This window comes from Arthrobacter sp. ZBG10 (assembly GCF_001238605.1).
Taxonomy (GTDB): Bacteria; Actinomycetota; Actinomycetes; order Actinomycetales; family Micrococcaceae; genus Arthrobacter.
Genome location: NZ_LFQH01000048.1, coordinates 18069 through 39603 on the forward strand (window position 1 = coordinate 18069; position 21535 = coordinate 39603).

Below are 21535 nucleotides of genomic sequence, written 5' to 3' on the forward strand. Positions count from 1 at the left end.
TCCCCAACGGCGCGGACAGCACGTTTTTGGTACTGAACAACCCGGATATCCACGACGACGTGGTGGAGTACCGCGTCTACCTGACGGCAAGCCACTCGGCACCGCAGGGGAAAATGCCAAGTGCACTCCCCGTCACGGTGACCACGACGCCCACACGGCACCGCAACGAAGTGGCGCATCCGGCGTACAAAGCCAATGGTGACGGCGTCAAGCTGGATACCGGGGCCATCCAGAAGGCCGTAGAAGGCCGAGGGCCCGCTTTCCCGTAACGGAAGGCGGGCCCTTCGGTTTAAGCGCCCGAAGCGGAAGCCGGCCCGCCCCTTGACTCGACACCCCCTCCTTCCCTACACTTTTCATAAAGCAGAATCTAAATTCCACAAAGCGGAAACGGTTGATAGCCAAAGAAGCATAGGAAGATGGATCAACGCCCCTCCTTGGAAGGACCTACGATGACGTACACAGTGAACTGCTCCATCCTCCTCACGGAGCTGCCCCTGCTCGAGCGCCCGGCCGCAGCCAAGGCAGCCGGCTTCGACGCCGTCGAGTTCTGGTGGCCCTTCGACTCCTCCGTCCCTTCAGACGCCGAGACCACCCGGTTCGAGAACGCCATCAAGGATGCCGGCGTCCAGCTCACAGGCCTGAACTTCAACGCCGGCAACATGCCGGGCGGCGACCGCGGACTGGTTTCCTGGAAGGGCCGCTGCTCCGAATTCAAGGACAACATCGACGCCGTGACCGGCATCGGCGAGCGCCTGGGCTGCAAGGGCTTCAATGCCCTCTACGGCAACCGCCAGGACGAATTCACCCCTGAAGAGCAGGACGAACTGGCCGCAAAGAACCTGGCAGCCGCGGCCGCCGGCGTCGCCCGCATCGGCGGCACAGTCCTCCTGGAACCCGTCAGCGGCGCTGCTAAGTACCCGCTCCTGACCGCCGCAGACGCCCTCAAGGTGATCGCCCGCGTCAAGGATGAGTCCGGAGCCACCAACATCAAGCTCCTGGCCGACTTCTACCACCTGGCCGTCAACGGTGATGACGTCGCAGCCGTCATCGAAAACCACGCCAAGGACTTCGGCCACATCCAGATCGCCGACAACCCCGGCCGCGGCGCCCCCGGCACCGGCAACCTCCCGCTGGGTGAATGGATCGCCCGCAGCCGCGAACTCGGCTACGAGGGCCACATCGGCCTCGAGTACAAGGAACCGCAGGAAACTGCGTTCAGCTGGGCCATCCGGGACCGCGCCACCGCTTCCTGAGCCCACCCGCCCAACTGACTGGCAGTTGTTGTCGTTTTGAACCCTCATAACGACAACAACTGCGACCTAGTTGGGTATCCCACCCGCAGACTTTTTAGAAAGAGAACCTCATGAGCAACGTTGCAGTCATCGGACTCGGAATCATGGGCCTGCCCATGGCCATCAACCTGGTCAAGGCCGGCCACACCGTCACCGGCTTCAACCGCAGCCAGGACAAGATCGACAAGCTCGTCTCCGAAGGCGGCCAGGGCGCCACCAGCATCGCGGACGCGGTCAAGGCGGCCGACGTCGTTATCACCATGGTGCCGGACTCCCCCGATGTTGAGGGCGTCGTCAGCGGCAAGGACGGCGTGTTCGCCAACGCCAAGCAGGGTGCCCTCTGGATCGACGCGTCCAGCATCCGCCCGGACGTGGCCAAGCGCCTCGCCGAGGACGCCGCAGCAGCCGGCATCCGCCCCCTCGACGCACCGGTCTCCGGCGGCGAACAGGGCGCCATCGACGCCGCCCTGTCCATCATGGTGGGCGGCGAAAAGGCAGACTTCGACGCCGCACAGGACGTCCTGACGGCAGTGGGAAAAACCATCGTCCACGTGGGCCCCTCGGGCTCCGGCCAGACCGTCAAGGCAGCCAACCAGCTGATCGTCGCGGTCAACATCCAGGTCCTCGGCGAAGCCATCGCCTTCCTTGAGGCTTACGGCGTGGACACCGACGCCGCCCTGAAGGTCCTCGGCGGCGGGCTTGCCGGCTCCAAGGTCCTGGACCAGAAGGGCCAGAAGATGCTGGACCGCAACTTCGACCCCGGCTTCCGTCTTGCACTGCACCACAAGGACCTGGGCATCGTCACCTCCGCCGCCCGCGAAGCCAACGTCGCCGTCCCCCTCGGCGCCGTCGTCGCCCAGCTCGTCGCCGCCACCGTCAACCAGGGTGATGGCGCACTGGACCACTCCGGCCTCTTCAAGCAGGTCCTGCAGCTCTCCGGCCGGGAGTAAAGCACCGCGGCGAAAGCCGCTCCACAGCACTCAACGGAAGCCCCGGCGTCGTACACACCCGACGCCGGCTCCCCTTCCACACCCAAAAACCAGCCCGCACAGGGCCCCCAAAGTTTCCCAAGGAGCACACCATGAGCAAGATGCGTACCGTTGATGCAGCGGTTGCAATCCTGGAAAAGGAAGGCGCCATCGAGGCGTTCGGCCTGCCAGGTGCGGCAATCAACCCCTTCTACTCCGCCATGCGGGCCCACGGCGGCATCCGCCACACCCTGGCCCGCCACGTCGAAGGCGCCAGCCACATGGCAGACGGGTACTCCCGCGCCAAGGACGGCAACATCGGCATCTGCATCGGTACCTCCGGCCCCGCCGGCACCGACATGATCACCGGCCTGTACGCCGCCTGGGCAGATTCCATCCCCATGCTCTGCATCACGGGCCAGGCCCCCGTGGCCAAGCTGCACAAGGAAGACTTCCAGGCCGTGGACATCGAGTCCATCGCCAAGCCCGTCACCAAGATGGCCATGACCGTGCTGGAGCCCGGCCAGGTTCCCGGCGCCTTCCAGAAGGCCTTCCAGCTGATGCGCTCAGGCCGCCCGGGCCCGGTCCTGCTGGACCTGCCCATCGACGTGCAGATGGCCGAAATCGAATTCGACATCGACACCTACGAGCCGCTGCCCGTGGAAAAGCCGAAGGCCAGCCGCAAGCAGCTGGAAAAGGCCCTGGCCATGCTCCTGGCCGGCGAGCGCCCGCTGATCGTGGCCGGCGGCGGCATCATCAACGCCGGTGCGTCCGCCCAGTTGGTTGAACTGGCCGAGACCCTGAACGTTCCCGTCATCCCCACCCTGATGGGCTGGGGCGCCATCGCCGATGACCACTCCCTGATGGCCGGCATGGTGGGCCTGCAGACCTCGCACCGCTACGGCAACGAGAACTACCTGCGCAGCGACTTCGTGATCGGCATCGGCAACCGCTGGGCCAACCGCCACACAGGCGGCCTGGACACCTACACGGCCGGCCGCACGTTTGTGCACATCGACATCGAGCCCACCCAGATCGGCCGCGTCTTCTCCCCGGACCTGGGCATCGCGTCCGACGCCGGTGCGGCGCTGGCCGGGCTGGTTGAGCTCGCCAAGGAGCGCAAGGCCGCAGGGTCCCTGCCGGACTACAGCGCCTGGGTTGCCGAATGCCAGGAGCGCAAGGGTTCCCTGCACCGCAAGACGCACTTCGAAAACATCCCGATCAAGCCGCAGCGCGTCTACGAGGAAATGAACAAGGCGTTTGGCCGCGACACCACGTACGTGTCCACCATCGGCCTGTCCCAGATCGCCGGCGCGCAGATGCTCCACGTCTTCGGCCCGCGCAAGTGGATCAACGCCGGCCAGGCCGGCCCGCTGGGCTGGACCGGCCCCGCAGCCCTGGGCGTGGTGCGCGGCAAGCCCGACGAGACGGTGGTGGCACTGTCCGGCGACTACGACTTCCAGTTCATGATCGAAGAACTCGCCGTGGGCGCCCAGTTCAACATCCCGTACATCCACGTGGTGGTGAACAACTCCTACCTGGGCCTGATCCGCCAGTCCCAGCGCGGCTTCAAGATGGAGCAGAACGTCTCCCTGGCGTTTGAAAACATCAACTCCCCCGAAACCAACGGCTACGGCGTGGACCACCTCAAGGTGGCCGAAGGCCTGGGCTGCAAGGCCGTCCGCGTACAGGACCCGGCAGACCTGCCGGCGGCGTTCGACAAGGCCAAGGCCCTGATGGGCGAGTTCCAGGTGCCCGTGGTGGTGGAAGTGATCCTGGAAAAGATCACCAACATCTCCATGGGTGTGGAAATCAACGCCGTGAACGAGTTCGAGGAACTGGCCGAAACGGCTGCGGACGCCCCCACCGCCATCCTGGCACTGCAGGCCTAAACCATGCGGATCGTCATTGCCCCGGACAAGTTCAAGGGCTCCCTCTCCGCCCCGGACGTCTGCCGGCACCTCGAACGAGGCCTGCAGGCAGGCGCCGGCGGCAACCTTGACGTCCTCCGGATTCCCGTGGCCGACGGCGGCGAGGGCACCCTCGACGCCGCCGTCGGCTCCGGGTTCACCCGCCGCACGGTCACGGTGGCCGGGCCCACGGGCCAGCCGGTCCAGGCCGACTTCGCGGTCCGCGACCACCAGGCAGTCATCGAAATGGCTACCGCGTCCGGCCTGGCCCTGCTGCCGCAGGTCCTGGCCGGGGGCGCCCCCGATGCCGAAGCAGCTGCCACGGCCACCAGCCTTGGCACCGGCCAGCTGATCAGCGCCGCCCTGGATGCGGGCTGCCGGCGGATTGTGCTGGGCGTTGGGGGCAGCGCAAACACCGACGGCGGCGCAGGACTCCTGCAGGGCCTCGGCGCGCGGTTCCTGGACCAGCAGAACAACGAACTCCCGGCCGGCGGCGCCGCGCTGGCCAATCTTCACACCATTGATTTCACCGACTTTGATCCCCGTCTGGTGGATACGCGATTTGTGCTGGCGTCCGACGTCGACAACCCGTTGCTGGGCGCCCAGGGCGCCGCACGGGTTTTCGGCCCGCAAAAGGGCGCCGCACCTCAAGATGTCGACTCGCTCGACGCCGCCCTGGCCAGGTTTGTCGAAGTCCTGGCCAGGGAAATCGGATTCCGTGCTGTTAAGGCAGCCGAAGCGCCCGGCGCCGGGGCGGCAGGCGGTGTTGGCTACGCGGCCATCGCCGTCCTGGCCGCCACCCGCCGCCCGGGCATCGACGTGGTCCTCGAATTCACGGGCCTCGCAGAACGCCTCGCCGGCGCCGATCTGGTGATCACCGGCGAAGGCAGCCTGGACGAACAAAGCCTGCTGGGCAAAACCCCCATCGGGGTGGCCCGGGCCGCCGCAGCCCAGGGCGTCCCCGTCATCGCCGTGTGCGGGCGGACCACCCTGGCGCCGGAACAGGCCGCCGCCGCAGGGTTCGAGGACATTTATGCTTTGACCGCGCTGGAAAGCAATGTAGACAGGTGCATAGCAGAGGCTGGAACGCTTCTGGAGCAGCTGGGTACCCAGATCAGCGGCTGGCTGGCGGCCGAAAAGCCTGCCGCCACCGCCAACACCAAGGAGGACCTCCGTGTCTGAAGAACGTTATGACCTGGTCATCCGGGGCCAGCGCATCCTCACCACCGCCGGCATCGCCCCGCGCGAAGTGGGCGTCCGCAATGGCCGGATCGTGGCCCTGGAACCCCTGGGCAACGGCCTGGCCGGCACCGAGATCATCGAACTGGCCGACGACGAGACCCTCCTTCCCGGCCTCGTCGACACCCACGTGCACGTCAACGAGCCCGGCCGCACCGAGTGGGAGGGCTTCGCTTCCGCCACCCGCGCTGCCGCTGCCGGCGGCGTGACCACCATCATCGACATGCCGTTGAACTCGGTGCCGCCCACCACCACCGTTGAAAACCTCAAGCTTAAGCGTGAGGTGGCGGAGGACCAGGCGTTCATCGACGTCGGGTTCTGGGGCGGCGCGATTCCGGGCAACAAGGCGGACCTGCGGCCCCTGCACGATGAAGGCGTTTTCGGCTTCAAATGCTTCCTGCTGCACTCCGGCGTGGACGAGTTCCCGCACCTGGACGCCGATGAGATGGAAGCGGACATGGCGGAGCTGAAATCCTTCGACTCCCTCATGATCGTCCACGCCGAGGACTCGCACGCGATCGACCGTGCCCCGCACCCCGGCGGCGACCACTACTCCACGTTCCTTGCCTCCCGCCCCCGCGGCGCCGAGAACAAGGCCATCGCGGAGGTCATCGAACGGTCCCGCTGGACCGGCGCGCGGGCGCACATCCTCCACCTGTCGTCCTCTGACGCCCTGCCCATGATCGCCTCCGCCAAGCGCGACGGCGTGAAGCTCACCGTGGAAACCTGCCCGCACTACCTCACCCTGATGGCGGAGGAAATTCCGGACGGCGCCACAGCGTACAAGTGCTGCCCGCCCATCCGTGAAGCCGCCAACCGGGAACTGCTCTGGCAGGGCCTCCAGGATGGCACCATCGACTGCATCGTCTCGGACCACTCCCCTTCCACCCTGGACCTCAAGGACCTGGAGAACGGCGACTTTGCTGTGGCTTGGGGCGGGGTTTCGTCGCTGCAGCTGGGCCTGTCCCTGATCTGGACCGAGGCCCGGCACCGTGGCATCCCCCTGGAGCAGGTGGTGTCCTGGATGGCTGAGAAGCCGGCCGCGCTGGCCCGCCTGTCCACCAAGGGCCAGCTGGCGCTGGGCTACGACGCCGACTTCGCGGTATTCGCCCCCGACGAGGCCTTTGTGGTGGACGTCTCCAAGCTCAAGCACAAAAACCCCATCACCCCCTACGACGGCAAGGCCCTCTCCGGAGTGGTCCGCAGGACCTACCTGCGCGGTGCGGTGGTGGACGGCCAGATGCCCACCGGCAAGCTCATCCGCCGCGGCGGAGTGTAGGGACGCGCCATGGCAGTGGAAGCCCACCATCCGCGGGCGGAGGCCCGGCACCGTTTCCCCGCACAGGGCGCAGCCGCACGCGGTCTCGCCGTGTGGGTGGTCCCTGCCGATGGCACCAGTCCCGAACTGATGCGCCGCGCCGCCGAACTGGTCCTGGCGCGCGCCCTGCAAACTGCTCCGGAGGCGGAAGTCCACTGGCCCGCCGCCGGAGCGCCCACGCCGGAATGTTCCGCGACCGCGGAGGGGACTGCAGCCGACTCCTCTCCGGAACCCTCCGCGGCGGAACATTCCCTTCCCGGTGCCGCCCCGGCAGCACCGGAGGACGACGGCGGCACCCGGCTGCCGCCGTCGGCCGGCCCCGTGAGCCGCATGGCCGTGGACCTGGCCGCCGACCAGGTGCTGCTGGACGGACGTCCGGTGGCGCTGACCGGCGTCGAATTCAAGGTGCTCCGGTACCTGGTGACCCACCTGTCCCGCACCGTGGCCCGGGAGGAACTGCAGGCCTTCCTGGATTCCTTCGAGACGCCCGGCGCGTCCGAACGGTCCATCGACGTCTACGTGGGCCGGATCCGGCGCAAACTGGGCAACGCCCGGCACGCGGTGGCCACGGTCCGCGGCGGCGGCTACCAGTTTGTCCCCGGAAAATCGGCAACAGTGCGGGGTCCCGCGGAATACTGCATATGACGCCGGAGTTGTTGAATATGCACGGAAGACGCTTCACTGGATGCTTTGCCCCAAAATTTTGCCCCTGACAGATTCTTCAAAAGGAACGCCATGAGCCCCACCCTGACCACCAAGCTTCAGCCCGGCACCCAGGCCCCCGACTTCACCCTGAAGGATGCCCAGGGCAACGCAACGGCCCTCGCCGATTACCGCGGCAAAAACGTGATCGTGTACTTCTACCCCAAGGCGGCCACCCCCGGCTGCACCACCGAGGCCTGCGATTTCCGCGACAACCTGGCCTCGCTGCAGGGCAAGGGGTATGAGGTCATCGGGATCTCCCCCGACGCCCCCGAAGCCCTGGCCGGCTTCACCGGCGACTTCTCGCTGACTTTCCCGCTGCTCTCCGACGAGGACCACAAAGTGGCCCTGGCTTACGGCGCCTGGGGCGAAAAGCTGGTCAACGGCGAAATCGTCGAAGGCATCGTCCGCTCCACCGTGGTGCTGGACCCCCAGGGCAACGTCACCCTGGCGCAGTACCAGGTGCAGGCAACCGGCCACGTCGCCGCACTGAAGGAAGCCCTGGGCGTTTAGGACGCAGGTTTCCCCGAAACAACAAAAAACAGGGCCGCCCCTCGCCTTCCGCAAGGAAGGTGTGGGGCGGCCCTGGTTTTACGGCAGGAAATCCTGTTCAGCCGAGCACCACTGTCCGGCTGCCCTGCAGGATCACGCGGCCTTCGCAGTGCCAGCGCACGGCGTTGCTCAGTGCCTTGCATTCGGTGTCGCGGCCGGCAGCCACGAGGTCCTCCGGCCCGAAGGTGTGATCCACCTCCACCGTCTGCTGGGCAATGATTGGTCCCTCGTCCAGTTCCGCGTTGACGTAGTGCGCGGTGGCTCCCACGGTCTTCACACCGCGGGCGTAGGCCTGGTGGTAGGGCTTGGCGCCCTTGAAACTGGGCAGGAACGAGTGGTGGATGTTGATGGCCCGGCCCTCGAGTTTGCGGGTGAGGCTGTCGCTGAGGACCTGCATGTAGCGGGCCAGCACCACCAGTTCGACGTCGAGCTCGTCCACGAGTTCCAGCAGCCTGGCTTCCGCCTCAGGCTTGGTGGCGGCGGTGACCGGCACGTGGAAGAACGGGATGCCGTGCCATTCCACCAGGGTCTGGTGGTCGGTGTGGTTTGACACCACCGCCACCACTTCAATGGGCAGTTCGCCGATCCGGGCGCGGAACAGCAGGTCGTTGAGGCAGTGCCCGAACTTGGAGACCATGATCAGCACCCGGCGCTTGGAGCCGTGCCGTTCCAGCCGCCAGCTCATGCCGAAGCGTTCGGCGACGGGGGTGAACGCCGCCCGCAGCGTTTCCGCGGTGGTGGCATCGCCGTCGGACGAGAAGTGCACCCGCATAAAGAAGTGCTTTTCGGAGCGTTCGCCGAACTGCTGGTTGTCGATGATGTCGCAGCCGTGTTCCAGCAGGAACCCGGAAACGGCGTGGACAATACCCGGCGATTCGCTGCAGTCCAGCGTCAGGACATGCTCCACGGTGGTGGGGGCGGAGGTCTCAGCCTCAATGGCAGTCATGGCTCAGCACTCAATCACGTTGACGGCGAGTCCTCCGCGGGAGGTCTCCTTGTATTTGGTTTTCATGTCCGCTCCTGTCTCACGCATGGTTTTGATGGCTTTATCCAGCGACACCTTGTGGCTGCCATCGCCGTGCAGCGCCAGCCGCGCAGCATTGATGGCCTTCACGCTGGCGATCGCGTTCCGTTCGATGCAGGGAATCTGCACCAAGCCGCCAACGGGGTCACAGGTCAGGCCGAGGTTGTGTTCGATCCCCACTTCGGCGGCGTTCTCCACCTGTTCGGGGGTTCCGCCCAGCACCTCGCAGAGCCCGGCAGCTGCCATGGAGCAGGCCGAGCCCACCTCACCCTGGCACCCGACTTCGGCTCCGGAAATGGAGGCGTTGATCTTGAAGAGGATTCCGACGGCGGCCGCCGCCAGCAGGAAGCGGACCACACCGTCGTCGTCGGCTCCCGGAACAAATTTGATGTAGTAGTGAAGCACGGCGGGCACGATTCCGGCAGCGCCGTTGGTGGGGGCCGTGACAATGCGCCCGCCGGCGGCGTTTTCCTCGTTGACCGCCAGTGCGAACAGGTTGACCCATTCCATGGCCCGGAGCGGATCAGTGACGCCGGTGTCCGCGGTCAGCGTGCGGAACAACGACGGCGCCCGGCGCCGGACCTTGAGTCCGCCGGGAAGGATGCCTTCCGCCGCGCAGCCGTTGTCAACGCATTCCCGCATCACGGCCCACAGCTTCAGCAGGCTCTCCCGGAGCTCTGCCTCGCTGCGCCACACCAGTTCGTTGGCCAGCATGACGTCGGAGATGGACTTTCCTTCGCGGCGGCAGATGGCCAGCAGCTCATCGGCCGTGGTGAAGGGGTACGGCAGCGGAGTTTCGTCCGCCACCACCTGGTCACCGGGGCCGGCATCGCCGTCAACAACGAAGCCGCCCCCAATGGAATAAAAGCTCCGCTCGCTGAGGACGGACCCGGTGTGGTCCAGTGCGCGGAAGGTCATGCCGTTGGGGTGCGCGGGCAGCGACTTCCGGCGGTGCAGCACCACGTCCTCGTCCCAGTTGAAGTCCACCCGGTGGTTTCCGCCGATCAGGAGCTCGGCGTCCAGGGCGGCGGCAGCCACCTGGTCGTCAGCCGTAGCGGTGTTCACCGTTTCCGGGTCGAAGCCCTGCAGGCCCAGGACCACTGCCTTGTCGGAGCCGTGGCCGCGGCCCGTGGCGCCGAGCGAGCCGAAGAGCTCCGACTGGACCCGGACTGTATCGCTGAGGTAGCCGTCGGCCTTGAGTCCTTCGGCGAACAGCTTCGCTGCCCGCATCGGGCCGACCGTGTGTGAGGACGACGGCCCGATGCCAACAGAGAAAAGATCCAGGGCACTAAGTGCCATCAGGGGACCTCGGGGGAAGCGAACTCCCTCATTGCATCCAGGAGCCACCTGCCAAGGAAGTCCGCAAACGAAGCGCGGGGGAAGAGCCGGTAGCTCTCCTCGCCGGACTTCAGCAGGATGACCGGAATGAAGCCCACTTCGGTGTTCAGTGCTGTCCCTGCGGTGAAGGTGCGGGGGTGCAGGTCCAGCGCGCAGCCCTTTTCCAGGACGGCGCGGGCGCGCGGTCCGGTGAGTTCGAACGTGGTGCGGTTGGCGGAGAGGTCCACCACCTGCCCGGGTGCATCGCCCAGGGCGGCCACGAGTGAACCGATCAGGTCGCCGCCCAGGGAGTCGTGGGCCTCTTCGGGCGCCACCATCAGGAACTCGGACGGTCCCAGCCAGAGCACGCTGGCACGCTCTGTGCCGCCCACTTCCCCGCACCGTGCCGGCAGGCCGCCAACAACGGAGGCGATGCGCGAGCCGGCTTCGGATCCGGGGTCGACGCGGACGCCGGCCATGGTCTGGAACGGGCCCTCCTTCAGGACGACGGTTCCTTCGATGGACCCGGCTTCCAGTGCGGGGGCCAGGTGTGAGGCCGGGCTGCGGCGGATGTCCCGGAGTCCATTGATGCCTTCGAGTGCTGCTGTGTTAGCCATCTTTGCGGGTCCCTTCGGGGTCAAAAAGTACGGTTTCTGCGACAACAACATCAACCAGCTGGTCGCCTGCGGCGGCCAGCAGGGTCTCACCGATGCGGTTGCGGCCGTTAGTGATCAGTGCGAGCGCAAACGACCGGCCCAGGGCGGCGCTGTGGTAGCTGGAGGTCACGAAGCCCTGCATGGGGACGGGTCCGTCTGCGGGGTTGGTGTTGATCCCCTTCTCCACCAGCTGGGTGCCCTCGGGCAGCCGCAGGGTTTTGTCGACCGGAAGGACGCTTACCAGGTGCTTGCGGTCCGTACGCTGTGCGTCCTCACGGGTGTAGGAGCGCTTGCCGATGAACTCCTTGGCCTTGGAGATGATCCATTCCATCCCGGCATCCTGCGGGGTGACGGTGCCGTCGGTGTCCTGGCCAACAATCGGGTAGCCCTTTTCGGCGCGGAGCACGTGCATGGTTTCCGTGCCGTAAGGGGTGATGTTGAACTCGGCCCCGGCAGCCGCCACGGACTCCCAGGTGTTCAGGCCGTACCAGGCGGGTACGTTGATTTCGTAAGCCAGTTCACCGGAGAACGAGATCCGGCAGACCCGGGCCTGCACGCCGGAGGCCAGCGTGGTTTCGCGGAAGGTCATGAACGGGAAGGCTTCCGGCTCCAGGCCACCGTTGGCGGCGAGTTCCGGGGCCACCCGGGCGATCACTTCGCGGGACTTGGGCCCGACGACGGCGATGGTGCTCCACTGTTCGGTGACCGAGGTGCAGTGCACATCCAGCTCCGGCCATTCGGTCTGCAGCCATTCCTCCAGCCAGTCCAGCACCTTCGCGGCGCCACCGGTGGTGGTGGTCATAAAGAACCGGTCCTCGTCCAGGCGCAGGGTCACGCCGTCGTCGAAGATCATGCCGTCAGCCATGCACATCACGCCGTAGCGGGCGGAACCCGGGGCGAGCTTCTTGAAAGCGTTGGTGTAGATCCGGTTGAGGAACTCGCCGGCGTCCTTGCCGCGGATTTCGATCTTGCCCAGGGTGGTGGCATCCATAAAGCCCACGGATTCGCGGACGGCGGCGCATTCGCGCAGCACTGCTGCGTCCATGTCCTCCCCGCCCTGCGGGTAGTACCAGGGGCGCTTCCACTGCCCGACGTCCTCGAACAGGGCTTCCTTGGCCACGTGCCAGGGGTGGATCGAGGTGACGCGGGCGGGGTCGAAGAGTTCGCCGCGCTGGCGTCCGGCCAATGCTGCGAAGGCCACGGGGGTGAACGGCGCCCGGTAGGTGGTGGTGCCGATGTCGCCGATGCCGCGGGCCGCTTCGCCGGCAGTGCGCAGTGCGGCGGCGATGACGCCGATCGCGTTGACGCCGGAGGTTTTGCCCTGGTCGTTGGCGGTGCTGATGGAGGTGTAGCGCTTGATGTGCTCCACCGACCGCATGCCTGCACCCGTGGACCGCAGCACGTCAGCCACTGACTGGTCCCGCTGGAAGTCAACGAAGTGGTGGTGCCAGTCGTCCGGGGTGCCTGCCGTGCCGGGTACCAGCCACAGCTGGCGGGTGGGGGCCGAAGCCTTCACGTCCTGCAGCGGAACGGGGACAACGGCGGATTCGAAGCCGGCGGCGATCGCTGCCGCGGCGCCCGCGGAAATGCCTTCGGCCAGGCAGTCGGCCAGGTCGAAGCTGCCGCGGCCGGAACCGACGCTCTGCTGGTTGGGAACCACGGTGCTCGGCACAAATGCCGCGAGGTCATCATCCCAGCGCAGCTTGCCCTGCCGCTGCGAGTGGAGGTGCACCAGCGGGCTCCAGCCACCGGAGACGGCCAGCAGGTCGCAGGCGATCTGTTCGACGCCGGAGGTGAGTTCGCCGTCCTCGTTGATGCTGCGGACGGTCACGCCGTCCAGGCGGGAATCCGCGCCGGCGGAGGTGTCTGCCACGGCGCTGCCGATCAGCACCCGGATGCCGGCTTCAACGGCGGCGGCTGCCACGCCGCTGAGCACGGGGCGGGCGTCCACAATGGCGGCAACCTTGACGCCGGCGGCGGCGAGGTCTGCGGCCACGGCATAGGCGCTGTCATTGGTGGTGCTGATGACGGTGCGCTGGCCGGCGGCTACGGCGTAGCGGTTGAGGTAGGTGCGGACGGCCGAGGCGAGCATGATGCCGGGGCGGTCGTTGTTCTCGAAGACCAGGGGCCGTTCGTGGGCGCCGGGGGCCAGGATCACCTGGCTGGCGCGGACGTGCCAGATCCGCTGGCGGGAGACACCGGAAGCCGCCGGGCTGGAGAGGTGGTCGGTCCGGTTCTGGACTGCGATGACGTAGTTGGCGTCGTAGGCGCCGAACGCGGTGGTGCGGTTCAGGACGGTGGATTCCGTGGCGGAGACGAGTTCGGCCTCGACATCCGCCACCCATTCCAGGGCGGGTTTGCCCTCGATGGTTTCGGCCAGGCCGGGCGCGGTTGAGCCGGAGAGGAGCGAGCCGCCAAGTTCGGGCTGGTCATCCATCAGCATCACGCGGGCGCCGGTGCGGACGGCTTCGCGGGCGGCTGCGAGGCCGGCGGCGCCGCCGCCGATCACCAGGACGTCGGTGTGGACGTACTTCTTGTCGTACTCGGCGTGGTCCTCTTCAGGATCCAGGCGGCCCAGTCCGTTGAGCAGGTCCGCCTTCAGGCCATCCACCAGGGTGATGGTGGTGGCGGGCAGCATGGACTCGGCCACGTGGCCGGGGAACCGGGGTTCGATCCGGACCAGGGCGTTGGCTTCCTCCACACCGGCGGACATGATGCCGCGGGGGCGGTCCTCATAGAGGGAGTTGCCGACGGCGACGCGGCCGTTGGCCAGCAGGGCCGAGGCCAGCGTATCGCCCGGGTGGCCAACGAATTCCTCGCCGTTTACGGTGAAACGCCAGGAGATGCTGCGGTCGATGCGTCCGCCGGCAGCGAGGCGGGCGTTCTGGGAAGTCACTTGGTTGCTCCTTCCGGGGCGGTGGCGGGAGAGATGCTGGTGCCGGTGACGTCCGGCGCGGCGGTCCCGGTGGTGGTGCTGTCCGGAGCGAGGCTGGCGGTGCCGGAATCAGGGGTCGGGGCGCCGGCCGAATCCGGGCGGGCCGAACCCATCGGGTAGATGGCCTGGATGTCATAGGTGACGGTGTCGCGGAGCATGTTGAACCACTGCCGGCAGCCGGTGCTGTGCAGCCACCGCTCGGCGAAGGTGCCCTTGGTGTTGTCGCGGTAGAACAGGTACTCGGACCATTCGCGGTCGTTCAGTTCGCTGGGGACTTCCGGGTAGGGAACGTGGGCCTGGCCGCCGTAGTGGAACTCGGTCTCGTCGCGCGAGCCGCAGTTGGGGCATGAAATGAGCAGCATGTGCGTCTTCTTTCTAGGGGACGGCGGCTAGTGGGCCACGGCGGCAGCGCCATGTTCGTCGATCAGGGCTCCGGTTTCGAAGCGTTCCAGCGCGAACGGCTTGTTCAGCTCGTGCGGGGCACCTGTGGCGATGGTGTGCGCAAACGTGAGTCCGGCAGCGGGGGTGCCCTTGAAGCCGCCGGTTCCCCAGCCGCAGTTCACAAACATGTTCTCCACCGGGGTGGTGCCCACGATCGGCGAGGCGTCCAGGGTGGTGTCCACGATGCCGCCCCAGGTCCGCAGCACGTGTGCACGGGCGAAAATGGGGAAGAGTTCGACGGCGGCAGCCATCTGGTTTTCGATCACGTGGAAGGACCCGCGCTGGCCGTAGCCGTTGTAGGAGTCCACGCCGGCGCCCATGACCAGTTCGCCCTTGTGTGCCTGCGAAACGTAGACGTGCACGTGGTTGGACATCACCACGGTGGGGTGGACGGGTTCGTGCAGCTCCGAGACCAGCGCCTGGAGCGGGTGGGACTGGATGGGGAGCCGGAAGCCCGCCATTTCGGCCAGGACCGAGCTGTGCCCGGCGGCGCAGAGGCCAACCTTCTCGGTGTTGATGGTGCCGCGGTTGGTCTTGACGCCTACCACGCGGTTGCCGTCCTTGAGGAAGCCGGTGACCTCGCAGTTCTGGATGATGTCCACGCCCAGCTCGTCACACTTCCGGGCAAAGGCCCATGCGACGTGGTCGTGCTTGGCGATGCCCGCGCGGGGCTGGTAGGTGGCTCCCATCACGGGGTACCGGATGTTGTCGTTGATGTTCAGGATGGGGCAGAGTTCCTTGACCTGCTTCGGGTCCAGCCATTCAGCGTCCACACCGTTGAGCTTGTTGGCGCCCACGCGGCGCATGCTTTCACGGACATCGCCCAGGGTGTGGGCGAGGTTCATCACGCCGCGCTGGCTGAAGAGGAAGTCGTATTCCAGTTCCTCCGGCAGGACCTCCCACAGCTTGAGCGCCTTTTCGTACATGGCCGCGCTCTCGTCCCAGAGGTAGTTGGAACGGATGATGGTGGTGTTGCGGGCCATGTTGCCACCGGCCAGCCAGCCCTTTTCCAGGACGGCGATGTTGGTCATGCCAAAGTTCTTGGCCAGGAAGTACGCAGTGGCCAGGCCGTGCCCGCCGCCGCCCACGATGATGGCGTCGTAGGAGGACTTGGGCTCCGGGTTGCGCCAGAGGAAATCCGGGTGCTCCGGAAGCTGGTGGGTGCTCACTGGGCTGCTCCGATCAGGTCTGCTTCGAACGCTGCGATTTCGGTGCCGTTGACCAGGTGGGGGTAGAGCGGGAACGCGTTGGCCAGTGCGGTGACCCGGGAGCGGAGTTCGACGGCGGTGGCCTCGCTGAGGGATTCGCCCGCCGCGGCGCCGTTGCCTGCAGCGGCGATCAGCGCCGTCGCGATGATGTCCGCGACTTCGGTGAATTCAGCGGCGCCGAAGCCACGGGTGGCGAGGGCGGGGGTACCGATCCGGAGGCCGGAGGAAACCATCGGCGGGCGGGGGTCGAACGGGACAGCGTTGCGGTTGACCGTGATGCCGATCCTGTGCAGCGCGTCTTCGGCCTGCTGGCCGTCGAGTTCGGAGTTCCGCAGGTCCACCAGGACCAGGTGGACGTCGGTTCCGCCGTTGACCACGGAGATGCCGGCTGCGGCGACGTCGTCGCGGAGCAGGCGCTCGGCCAGCAGCTTGGAGCCCTGCAGGACGCGTTCCTGGCGTTCCTTGAATTCCGGACCGGCGGCCAGCTTGAAGGCGACGGCCTTGGCGGCGATGACGTGCTCCAGCGGCCCGCCCTGCTGGCCAGGGAACACGGCGCTGTTGATTTTCTTGGCGTACTGCTCCTTGGCGAGGATGACTCCGCCGCGGGGTCCGCCCAGGGTTTTGTGTGTGGTGGTGGTGACGACGTCGGCGTACGGCACCGGATTGGGGTGCAGCCCTGCTGCCACCAGGCCGGCGAAGTGGGCCATGTCCACCATCAGGTAGGCGCCCACGAGGTCCGCGATGCGGCGGAACTCGGCGAAGTCGAGCTGGCGGGAATACGCGGACCAGCCAGCCACGATCAGCTTGGGCTTGTGCTCCAGGGCCAGCGCTTCAACCTCGGCCATATCGATCCGGAGATCGTCTTCACGCACGTTGTACGGGACCACGTTGTAGAGCTTGCCGGAGAAGTTGATCTTCATGCCGTGGGTGAGGTGGCCGCCGTGGGCCAGGCTCAGGCCCATGATGGTATCGCCCGGGTTAAGCAGTGCGAACATGGCCGCTGCGTTGGCCTGTGCGCCGGAGTGCGGCTGGACATTCGCGAACTCTGCGCCGAACAGGTCCTTTACGCGGTCGATGGCGAGCTGCTCAATCACGTCAACGTGCTCGCAGCCGCCGTAGTAGCGCTTTCCCGGGTAGCCCTCGGCGTACTTATTGGTCAGGACCGAGCCCTGCGCCTCCATGACGGCGGCGGGTGCGAAGTTCTCCGAGGCGATCATTTCCAGCGTTGACTGCTGGCGATCCAGCTCGCGGACGATTGCCTGCTGGACCTCGGGATCGACTGCGGAAAGTCGCTCGTTCAACTGCTCAACCACGGTGGCTCCTTTGAAATACTATTGCCGTCAAACTAATATATTAGTGTGGCTTCAATGGTATGAGGGGGATCACAGGGGCGTCAAGGGGTGATCAGAAAATGACACCAGGCCTCCCGCCAGGACCCCCTCAGCCGGAACCCGACTGGACGGCGCAGCACCGCACCGACTCCAGGCCTGCCCAGCACCACCACAAAACGGCGGCCCGCACCCAAGGCGCGGACCGCCGTCGTGGTTTCCTGTCTGGCTTTGCCCGGCGGGGATGGATGCGGCCTAGATGATGGCCGCGCGGAGTTCCTTTGCAGCCACTGCGGGGTCGCTGGCGCTGTAGATGGAACCGCCAACAACGGCCACGTCGGCACCGGCGCGCTGCACCGCGTTGATGGTGGAGAGGTTGACTCCGCCGGCAACGGAGAACGGCACGCGGGCTTCTTCGCCGGCACCGAGGAGGACGTCCAGGTTGTAACCCGGCTTGGCCTGCTCGTCGAGGCCGGCGTGGAACTCGATGAACTTGGCGCCGAGTGCGCGGGCTTCCTTGGCGCGGGTCACCTTGTCCGCGACACCGATCAGGTCAACAACGATGCCCTTGTTGTGTGCCTTGGCGGCCTTGACGGCTCCGGCGATGGTGGAGTCGTCGGCGCTGCCGAGCACGGAGACCAGGTCTGCACCGGCGTTGAACGCGATCTCGGCTTCCAGTTCCCCGGCGTCCATGGTTTTCATGTCGGCAAAGACGATCTTGTCCGGGTGGGCGTTCTTGACGGCGGTCACGGCGGACAGGCCGGCGTTCTTCACCAGCGGGGTGCCGAGTTCGATGATGTCGACGTATTCGGCAACCTTGCCGGCGAGATCCAGGGCGGCTTCGACGGTGAGGACGTCCATGGCAACTTGCAGTTTCATGATGGTTTTCCTTGCGTTGGGTGGGACTGCTGGGTTGGGGAGCTGGAATGGGCAAAGCTGAGGTTGGGAAAGCTGGGCTGGGTCAGCTATTCAAGGTTCGCGTGGCGCTGCCAGAGTTCCTCGGCGGCCACAGCGTCGGCGTCCCAAAGGCTCTGGAACACCGCTTCGGTGGCTGCGAACAGCACCTGCTCAAAAAGGCTGCCGGAGTACTGCCGGGAAACGGCCGAGCCGTGGTCCGTTTTTTGGGCGGCCGGGATGACCACAACGGCGGCCGCGGCAGCTGCGAGGGGCGAACCGGGGTTGGTGGTGTACGCGGCCACGGCAGCACCCTGGCCGGCAGCGGTTTCGGCCGCCTTGACCACACCCGCGGTGGTTCCGGAGCCGGAGGCCGCGAGCAACAGGTCGCCGGCACGGATGGCGGGCGCCGTAGTCTCGCCAACCACGTGGACCGTCAGTCCAAAGTGCATCAGCCGCATGGCCGCCATTTTCAGTACCAGGCCGCTTCGCCCGGCGCCGGTCACGAAGACCCGGTCGGCCAGCCTGAGCTGGGTCACCAGGGCCGCCACCTGTTCAGGATCAATACGACGGAACACCGCACTGATCTCGGCCAGGACAAGCTCCCGGTTGCGGCTGAATGCCCGGGCGGTATCGGCAGGGGCCACGTGATCGGTGTCTGCCGGATCAGTGTTCGTGATGGTGCTCAATTGACGGCTCCCTCCTTCCAGCGAAAGTTACCTTCTAATCCTGACTCCCCCGGCGGGCAGGTCCAACGCCAAGATTGAACGGTCTTACCTACCCAAACGGATAGGCAGGATGGCCGGAAAACGTAGAATGGACGGGTGATCCCTTTCTCTGTTGCCGGCACCCCCACGGCCGTCCGCACCCCCGCACCCGTTACGGCGGCCCCGCCCCTGCTGGCTGCCGTTGCAGCTTTATGCACGGCGCCACTGGCCACCATCGCCCAGCGGCTCAGGGATGCAGCCCTCCCGTACGTGGGCAGCAGCGCGCTGGTCATCTTCACCGAGGAATGCACCGGCCGGCCGCAGAAGAAGGCCGGCGACGAGGCCATCATCAGCCAAGTGACCATCACGGAACTGGACCATATCCGGGCGTCCCTGCCCGGCTCCGGAACCCCGCAGGGTGGGGTGTGGCAGGGCGAAGCGTTCGTGGCCGGCAGGGACCGCACCGTGTTGACACTTACTTCGCCGAGCAATGCCCTGCTGGTCCTCATCGACGCCAAACCCCTGCCCGATCCTGCGGACCACCCGGCGGCGGAGCGGATGCTCCGCTACCTGTGGACCCTGGCCGCCGAGCGGATCCGCGAAAAGGTGGCTGATGCGCCGCCGTCGTACCTCATTGAATCCCGCGCGGCCTCCGCTGAACGGGTCCGGGTCACGGCGGAACTGGTGGACAGCCACTCCACCACGCTCGAAACCCTGCTCGCGGCCTTGCGCTCCCCCGCACTGGACGATGAAGCGGCCCGCAAGTCCGCCACCGACGTCGCCGCCAAGGCATTGGTGGGACTCCGCACGCTCAGCGACCGGACCACGGAAATGGTGGAAGAGCCGGTTGCCACCGCCTTCCAGCGCCTCCGCGAAGACCTGAGACCGCTCACGCATTTCAGTGGCATCGACGTGCAGTTCATCGAACCGCCCGTGAACGGCCGCGCGCTGCCCGGCGAAGTGGCACATGCGGCCCGCGCGATCGTCCGCGGGCTGGTGCTCGCCATGGTGGACCAGTCGGGGGTCCGCCGGATCCGCATGCAGTGGGACTGCGACGGCTTGAACCTCCTGGTCAACGTCCGCGACGACGGCGCAGGCGAACTGTCCGCGGCGGCGCCCAGCATGGTGCGGCTCACCCAGCGCGTCGAGGCCCTGCACGGCCGCATGTCCGTGGACGTGATGTCCGGGTGGGGCTCCGACGTCGCCGTCTCGCTCCCCCTGGATCCGCCGGCGCGTCCGCTGGCCGATGTCTCCGGCTGGAAGCTCGGCGACCGTGAACTGGACGTGCTGCAGCTGCTGGCCGCCGGCCAACGGAACCGCGCCATCGCCACGAAGCTGCATATCAGCGAGAACACGGTGAAGTTCCACCTCCGGAACATTTACCGCAAGGTTGGTGCTTCCTCGCGGACGGAGGCGATCGCGATGGCCCACAGCAGCGGCATCGGGTAGGCGCCTGATGCTGGCGCAGTCCGCTGTGGCCCTGACCCCGCTCTTGCCCCCGCCCGGAACGGATGACAGGGTGGCCCTGTGCCCATGAACAGCGAACCCGGACCCGATGTCGGGGCGCCAACCGGCCCGCACGGCGGCGTCCAGTCCGTGGACCGGGCCCTCGCTGTCCTGGAAATCCTGGCGCGGACCGGCCATGCGGGGGTCAGCGAAATCGCGGAAGAGCTGGGCATCCACAAGTCCACCGCCTCGCGCCTGCTGGGGTCGCTGGTCAGCAGGGAGATGGTCCACCAGAACAGCGAACGCGGGAAGTACCAGCTGGGTTTCGGCATCCTGCGGCTGGCAGGTTCCATCCCCGGCCGGCTCAGCCTGGTTCGGGAGGCCAGGCCCGTCCTGGAAAGCCTTGCGGACGAATTCAAGGAAACGGTGAACCTGGCCGTACTGCGCTCCAACTACGCCGTCAACGTGGACCAGGCCATGGGCCCGGCAACCCTAGCCACCTACGACTGGGTGGGCAGCCTGACACCCCTGCATGCCACTTCAAGCGGAAAAGTCCTGCTGGCTGCGCTGACCGCGGCGGACCGGGACCGCATTTTGAAGGAAACCGGACTGCCGGCGAGGACGCCGCGGACCATCACCAGCCGGAAAAAGCTGGAACACCAGCTGCTCAACGTCGTCCGCAACGGCTACGCCATGGTTCATGAGGAGTTCGAAATCGGCCTGACCGCAGTGGCAGTTCCCGTCTTCAACCATGTTGGCCTGGTGATTGGCGCCCTCAGCATTTCCGGGCCGGCGTTCCGCTTTGAGCCCGAGGCCGTCCCCGGCGCGGTTGAAACGCTGAAAGAAGCCGGCCTGCTGACCAGCGCCAAAATGGGCTACACCCGGCGGTAGCGGCCGCCGGTCGTTAAAAGCGGTCGAGCCTGTCCATTTGGCCAGCGCAAGCACCTGCGTGTTTCGGTTTGATGAATTGCTTGATACGCAACACTCATCATGATGCGCAACAACAGTGACATTAGGAAAGTCTCCGAAATACGACCTCAAAGTCCTTGACACGGGGGTGTGACGGGGCGCACTCTGTTGCTTACTGCGAAATCTGTTGATTCTTGCGGAACGCTCTCCGAGTGCGCCGCTCCAGTGTTCACAAAGACACTTCCGGACCCTAACGAGGTGCTCCATGCACAACGCTTGCCCGCTCAGCGACCCCGCTTCCGGGAAGGCACAACGGTTGGACCCAGCCCCGCCTGACACCGTCCTCCGCACGAAGGACGGTTGAATCCTGCCACCGACGACCCCTGTACCCAGCGGTTTTGGGCTGCGTGAGAGCAAGCAGGATTCCCGACGGCAACAACATGGTTATCGCCCCGGCCAAGGCCCACAATCCCCACCCGGCCCACCCCCAAAGACCATGTTCATCGCACGCCCATGACTCGCCGAGCAAAGGACCCGCTCATGGCCATTAATAGTGAAGTATCAACCCCTAAACCGAACGAGCTTCCCGCCGACGTCAACGCGGCGGGCTCGCCCATCCCGCCGGACCCGGAAGACGCCGGTGCATCAGCCGGTTTGCCTGACGCGGAAGAGCACGCGCAGATCATGGA

Annotated in this window: 19 protein-coding genes; 10 read left to right on the top strand and 9 right to left on the bottom strand. The window is 66.5% G+C overall.

The features are described 5' to 3' along the window. The first annotated feature begins 26 nt into the window (after positions 1-26). From ACU18_RS12525 to bcp, 8 genes are all read left to right on the top strand, one after another. Positions 27-269, top strand: coding sequence for a hypothetical protein (locus ACU18_RS12525; protein WP_050686008.1), 243 nt, complete (start codon positions 27-29; stop codon positions 267-269). Between the two features lie 180 nt (positions 270-449). Continuing rightward, the gene (locus ACU18_RS12530; RefSeq protein ID WP_050686009.1) at positions 450-1253 is read left to right on the top strand and encodes a hydroxypyruvate isomerase family protein; all 804 of its coding nucleotides are present in this window, start codon (positions 450-452) and stop codon (positions 1251-1253) included. A gap of 110 nt (positions 1254-1363) precedes the next feature. Then, complete coding sequence (locus ACU18_RS12535; protein WP_050686010.1) at positions 1364-2242, top strand: 2-hydroxy-3-oxopropionate reductase; 879 nt, start codon at positions 1364-1366, stop codon at positions 2240-2242. 131 nt (positions 2243-2373) lie between these two features. Further along, complete coding sequence (gcl, locus tag ACU18_RS12540) at positions 2374-4152, top strand: glyoxylate carboligase (protein WP_050686011.1); 1779 nt, start codon at positions 2374-2376, stop codon at positions 4150-4152. Between the two features lie 3 nt (positions 4153-4155). Continuing rightward, positions 4156-5352 carry a glycerate kinase gene (locus ACU18_RS12545; protein ID WP_050686012.1) on the top strand — a complete coding sequence of 399 codons (1197 nt, stop codon included), beginning with the start codon at positions 4156-4158 and terminating at the stop codon, positions 5350-5352. Then, on the top strand, positions 5345-6688 hold the full coding sequence (gene allB / locus ACU18_RS12550) for an allantoinase AllB (RefSeq protein WP_050686013.1): 1344 nt from the start codon (positions 5345-5347) through the stop codon (positions 6686-6688). The genes ACU18_RS12545 and allB overlap by 8 nt, the downstream gene beginning before the upstream one ends. A gap of 9 nt (positions 6689-6697) precedes the next feature. Further along, positions 6698-7372 carry a winged helix-turn-helix domain-containing protein gene (locus ACU18_RS12555; protein WP_050686014.1) on the top strand — a complete coding sequence of 225 codons (675 nt, stop codon included), beginning with the start codon at positions 6698-6700 and terminating at the stop codon, positions 7370-7372. 90 nt (positions 7373-7462) lie between these two features. Then, positions 7463-7942, top strand: a complete 480-nt coding sequence (bcp, locus tag ACU18_RS12560; protein WP_050686015.1) for a thioredoxin-dependent thiol peroxidase — start codon at positions 7463-7465, stop codon at positions 7940-7942. Positions 7943-8039: 97 nt separating this feature from the next. Here the strand turns inward: bcp and purU are convergent, their stop codons facing one another. The 9 genes from purU to hxlB form a co-directional block, all read right to left on the bottom strand. Beyond that, positions 8040-8927: a formyltetrahydrofolate deformylase gene (gene purU / locus ACU18_RS12565; protein ID WP_050686016.1), complete on the bottom strand. Its 888-nt coding sequence runs from the start codon at positions 8925-8927 to the stop codon at positions 8040-8042. Between the two features lie 3 nt (positions 8928-8930). Then, positions 8931-10304, bottom strand: coding sequence for an L-serine ammonia-lyase (locus ACU18_RS12570; RefSeq protein WP_050686017.1), 1374 nt, complete (start codon positions 10302-10304; stop codon positions 8931-8933). Further along, positions 10304-10939, bottom strand: coding sequence for a sarcosine oxidase subunit gamma (locus ACU18_RS12575; protein ID WP_050686019.1), 636 nt, complete (start codon positions 10937-10939; stop codon positions 10304-10306). The genes ACU18_RS12570 and ACU18_RS12575 overlap by 1 nt, the downstream gene beginning before the upstream one ends. Then, positions 10932-13874, bottom strand: coding sequence for a sarcosine oxidase subunit alpha family protein (locus tag ACU18_RS12580; protein ID WP_050686020.1), 2943 nt, complete (start codon positions 13872-13874; stop codon positions 10932-10934). The genes ACU18_RS12575 and ACU18_RS12580 overlap by 8 nt, the downstream gene beginning before the upstream one ends. After that, on the bottom strand, positions 13871-14275 hold the full coding sequence (locus tag ACU18_RS12585) for a sarcosine oxidase subunit delta (RefSeq protein WP_050686022.1): 405 nt from the start codon (positions 14273-14275) through the stop codon (positions 13871-13873). The genes ACU18_RS12580 and ACU18_RS12585 overlap by 4 nt, the downstream gene beginning before the upstream one ends. A 27-nt stretch (positions 14276-14302) precedes the next feature. Next, complete coding sequence (locus ACU18_RS12590; protein WP_050686024.1) at positions 14303-15523, bottom strand: sarcosine oxidase subunit beta family protein; 1221 nt, start codon at positions 15521-15523, stop codon at positions 14303-14305. After that, positions 15520-16875 carry a serine hydroxymethyltransferase gene (gene glyA, locus ACU18_RS12595; protein WP_050686031.1) on the bottom strand — a complete coding sequence of 452 codons (1356 nt, stop codon included), beginning with the start codon at positions 16873-16875 and terminating at the stop codon, positions 15520-15522. Before glyA ends, ACU18_RS12590 begins: the two co-directional genes overlap by 4 nt. A 270-nt stretch (positions 16876-17145) precedes the next feature. Then, the gene (hxlA, locus tag ACU18_RS12600) at positions 17146-17769 is read right to left on the bottom strand and encodes a 3-hexulose-6-phosphate synthase (protein ID WP_050686032.1); all 624 of its coding nucleotides are present in this window, start codon (positions 17767-17769) and stop codon (positions 17146-17148) included. A gap of 86 nt (positions 17770-17855) precedes the next feature. Further along, positions 17856-18473, bottom strand: a complete 618-nt coding sequence (gene hxlB, locus ACU18_RS12605) for a 6-phospho-3-hexuloisomerase (RefSeq protein WP_082178310.1) — start codon at positions 18471-18473, stop codon at positions 17856-17858. Positions 18474-18611: 138 nt separating this feature from the next. On the opposite strand from hxlB, the gene ACU18_RS12610 reads away from it, so the two are divergent. Further along, on the top strand, positions 18612-19940 hold the full coding sequence (locus ACU18_RS12610; protein ID WP_442853711.1) for a helix-turn-helix transcriptional regulator: 1329 nt from the start codon (positions 18612-18614) through the stop codon (positions 19938-19940). Between the two features lie 84 nt (positions 19941-20024). Then, complete coding sequence (locus tag ACU18_RS12615) at positions 20025-20828, top strand: IclR family transcriptional regulator (protein ID WP_050686034.1); 804 nt, start codon at positions 20025-20027, stop codon at positions 20826-20828. Positions 20829-21535: the final 707 nt, after the last annotated feature.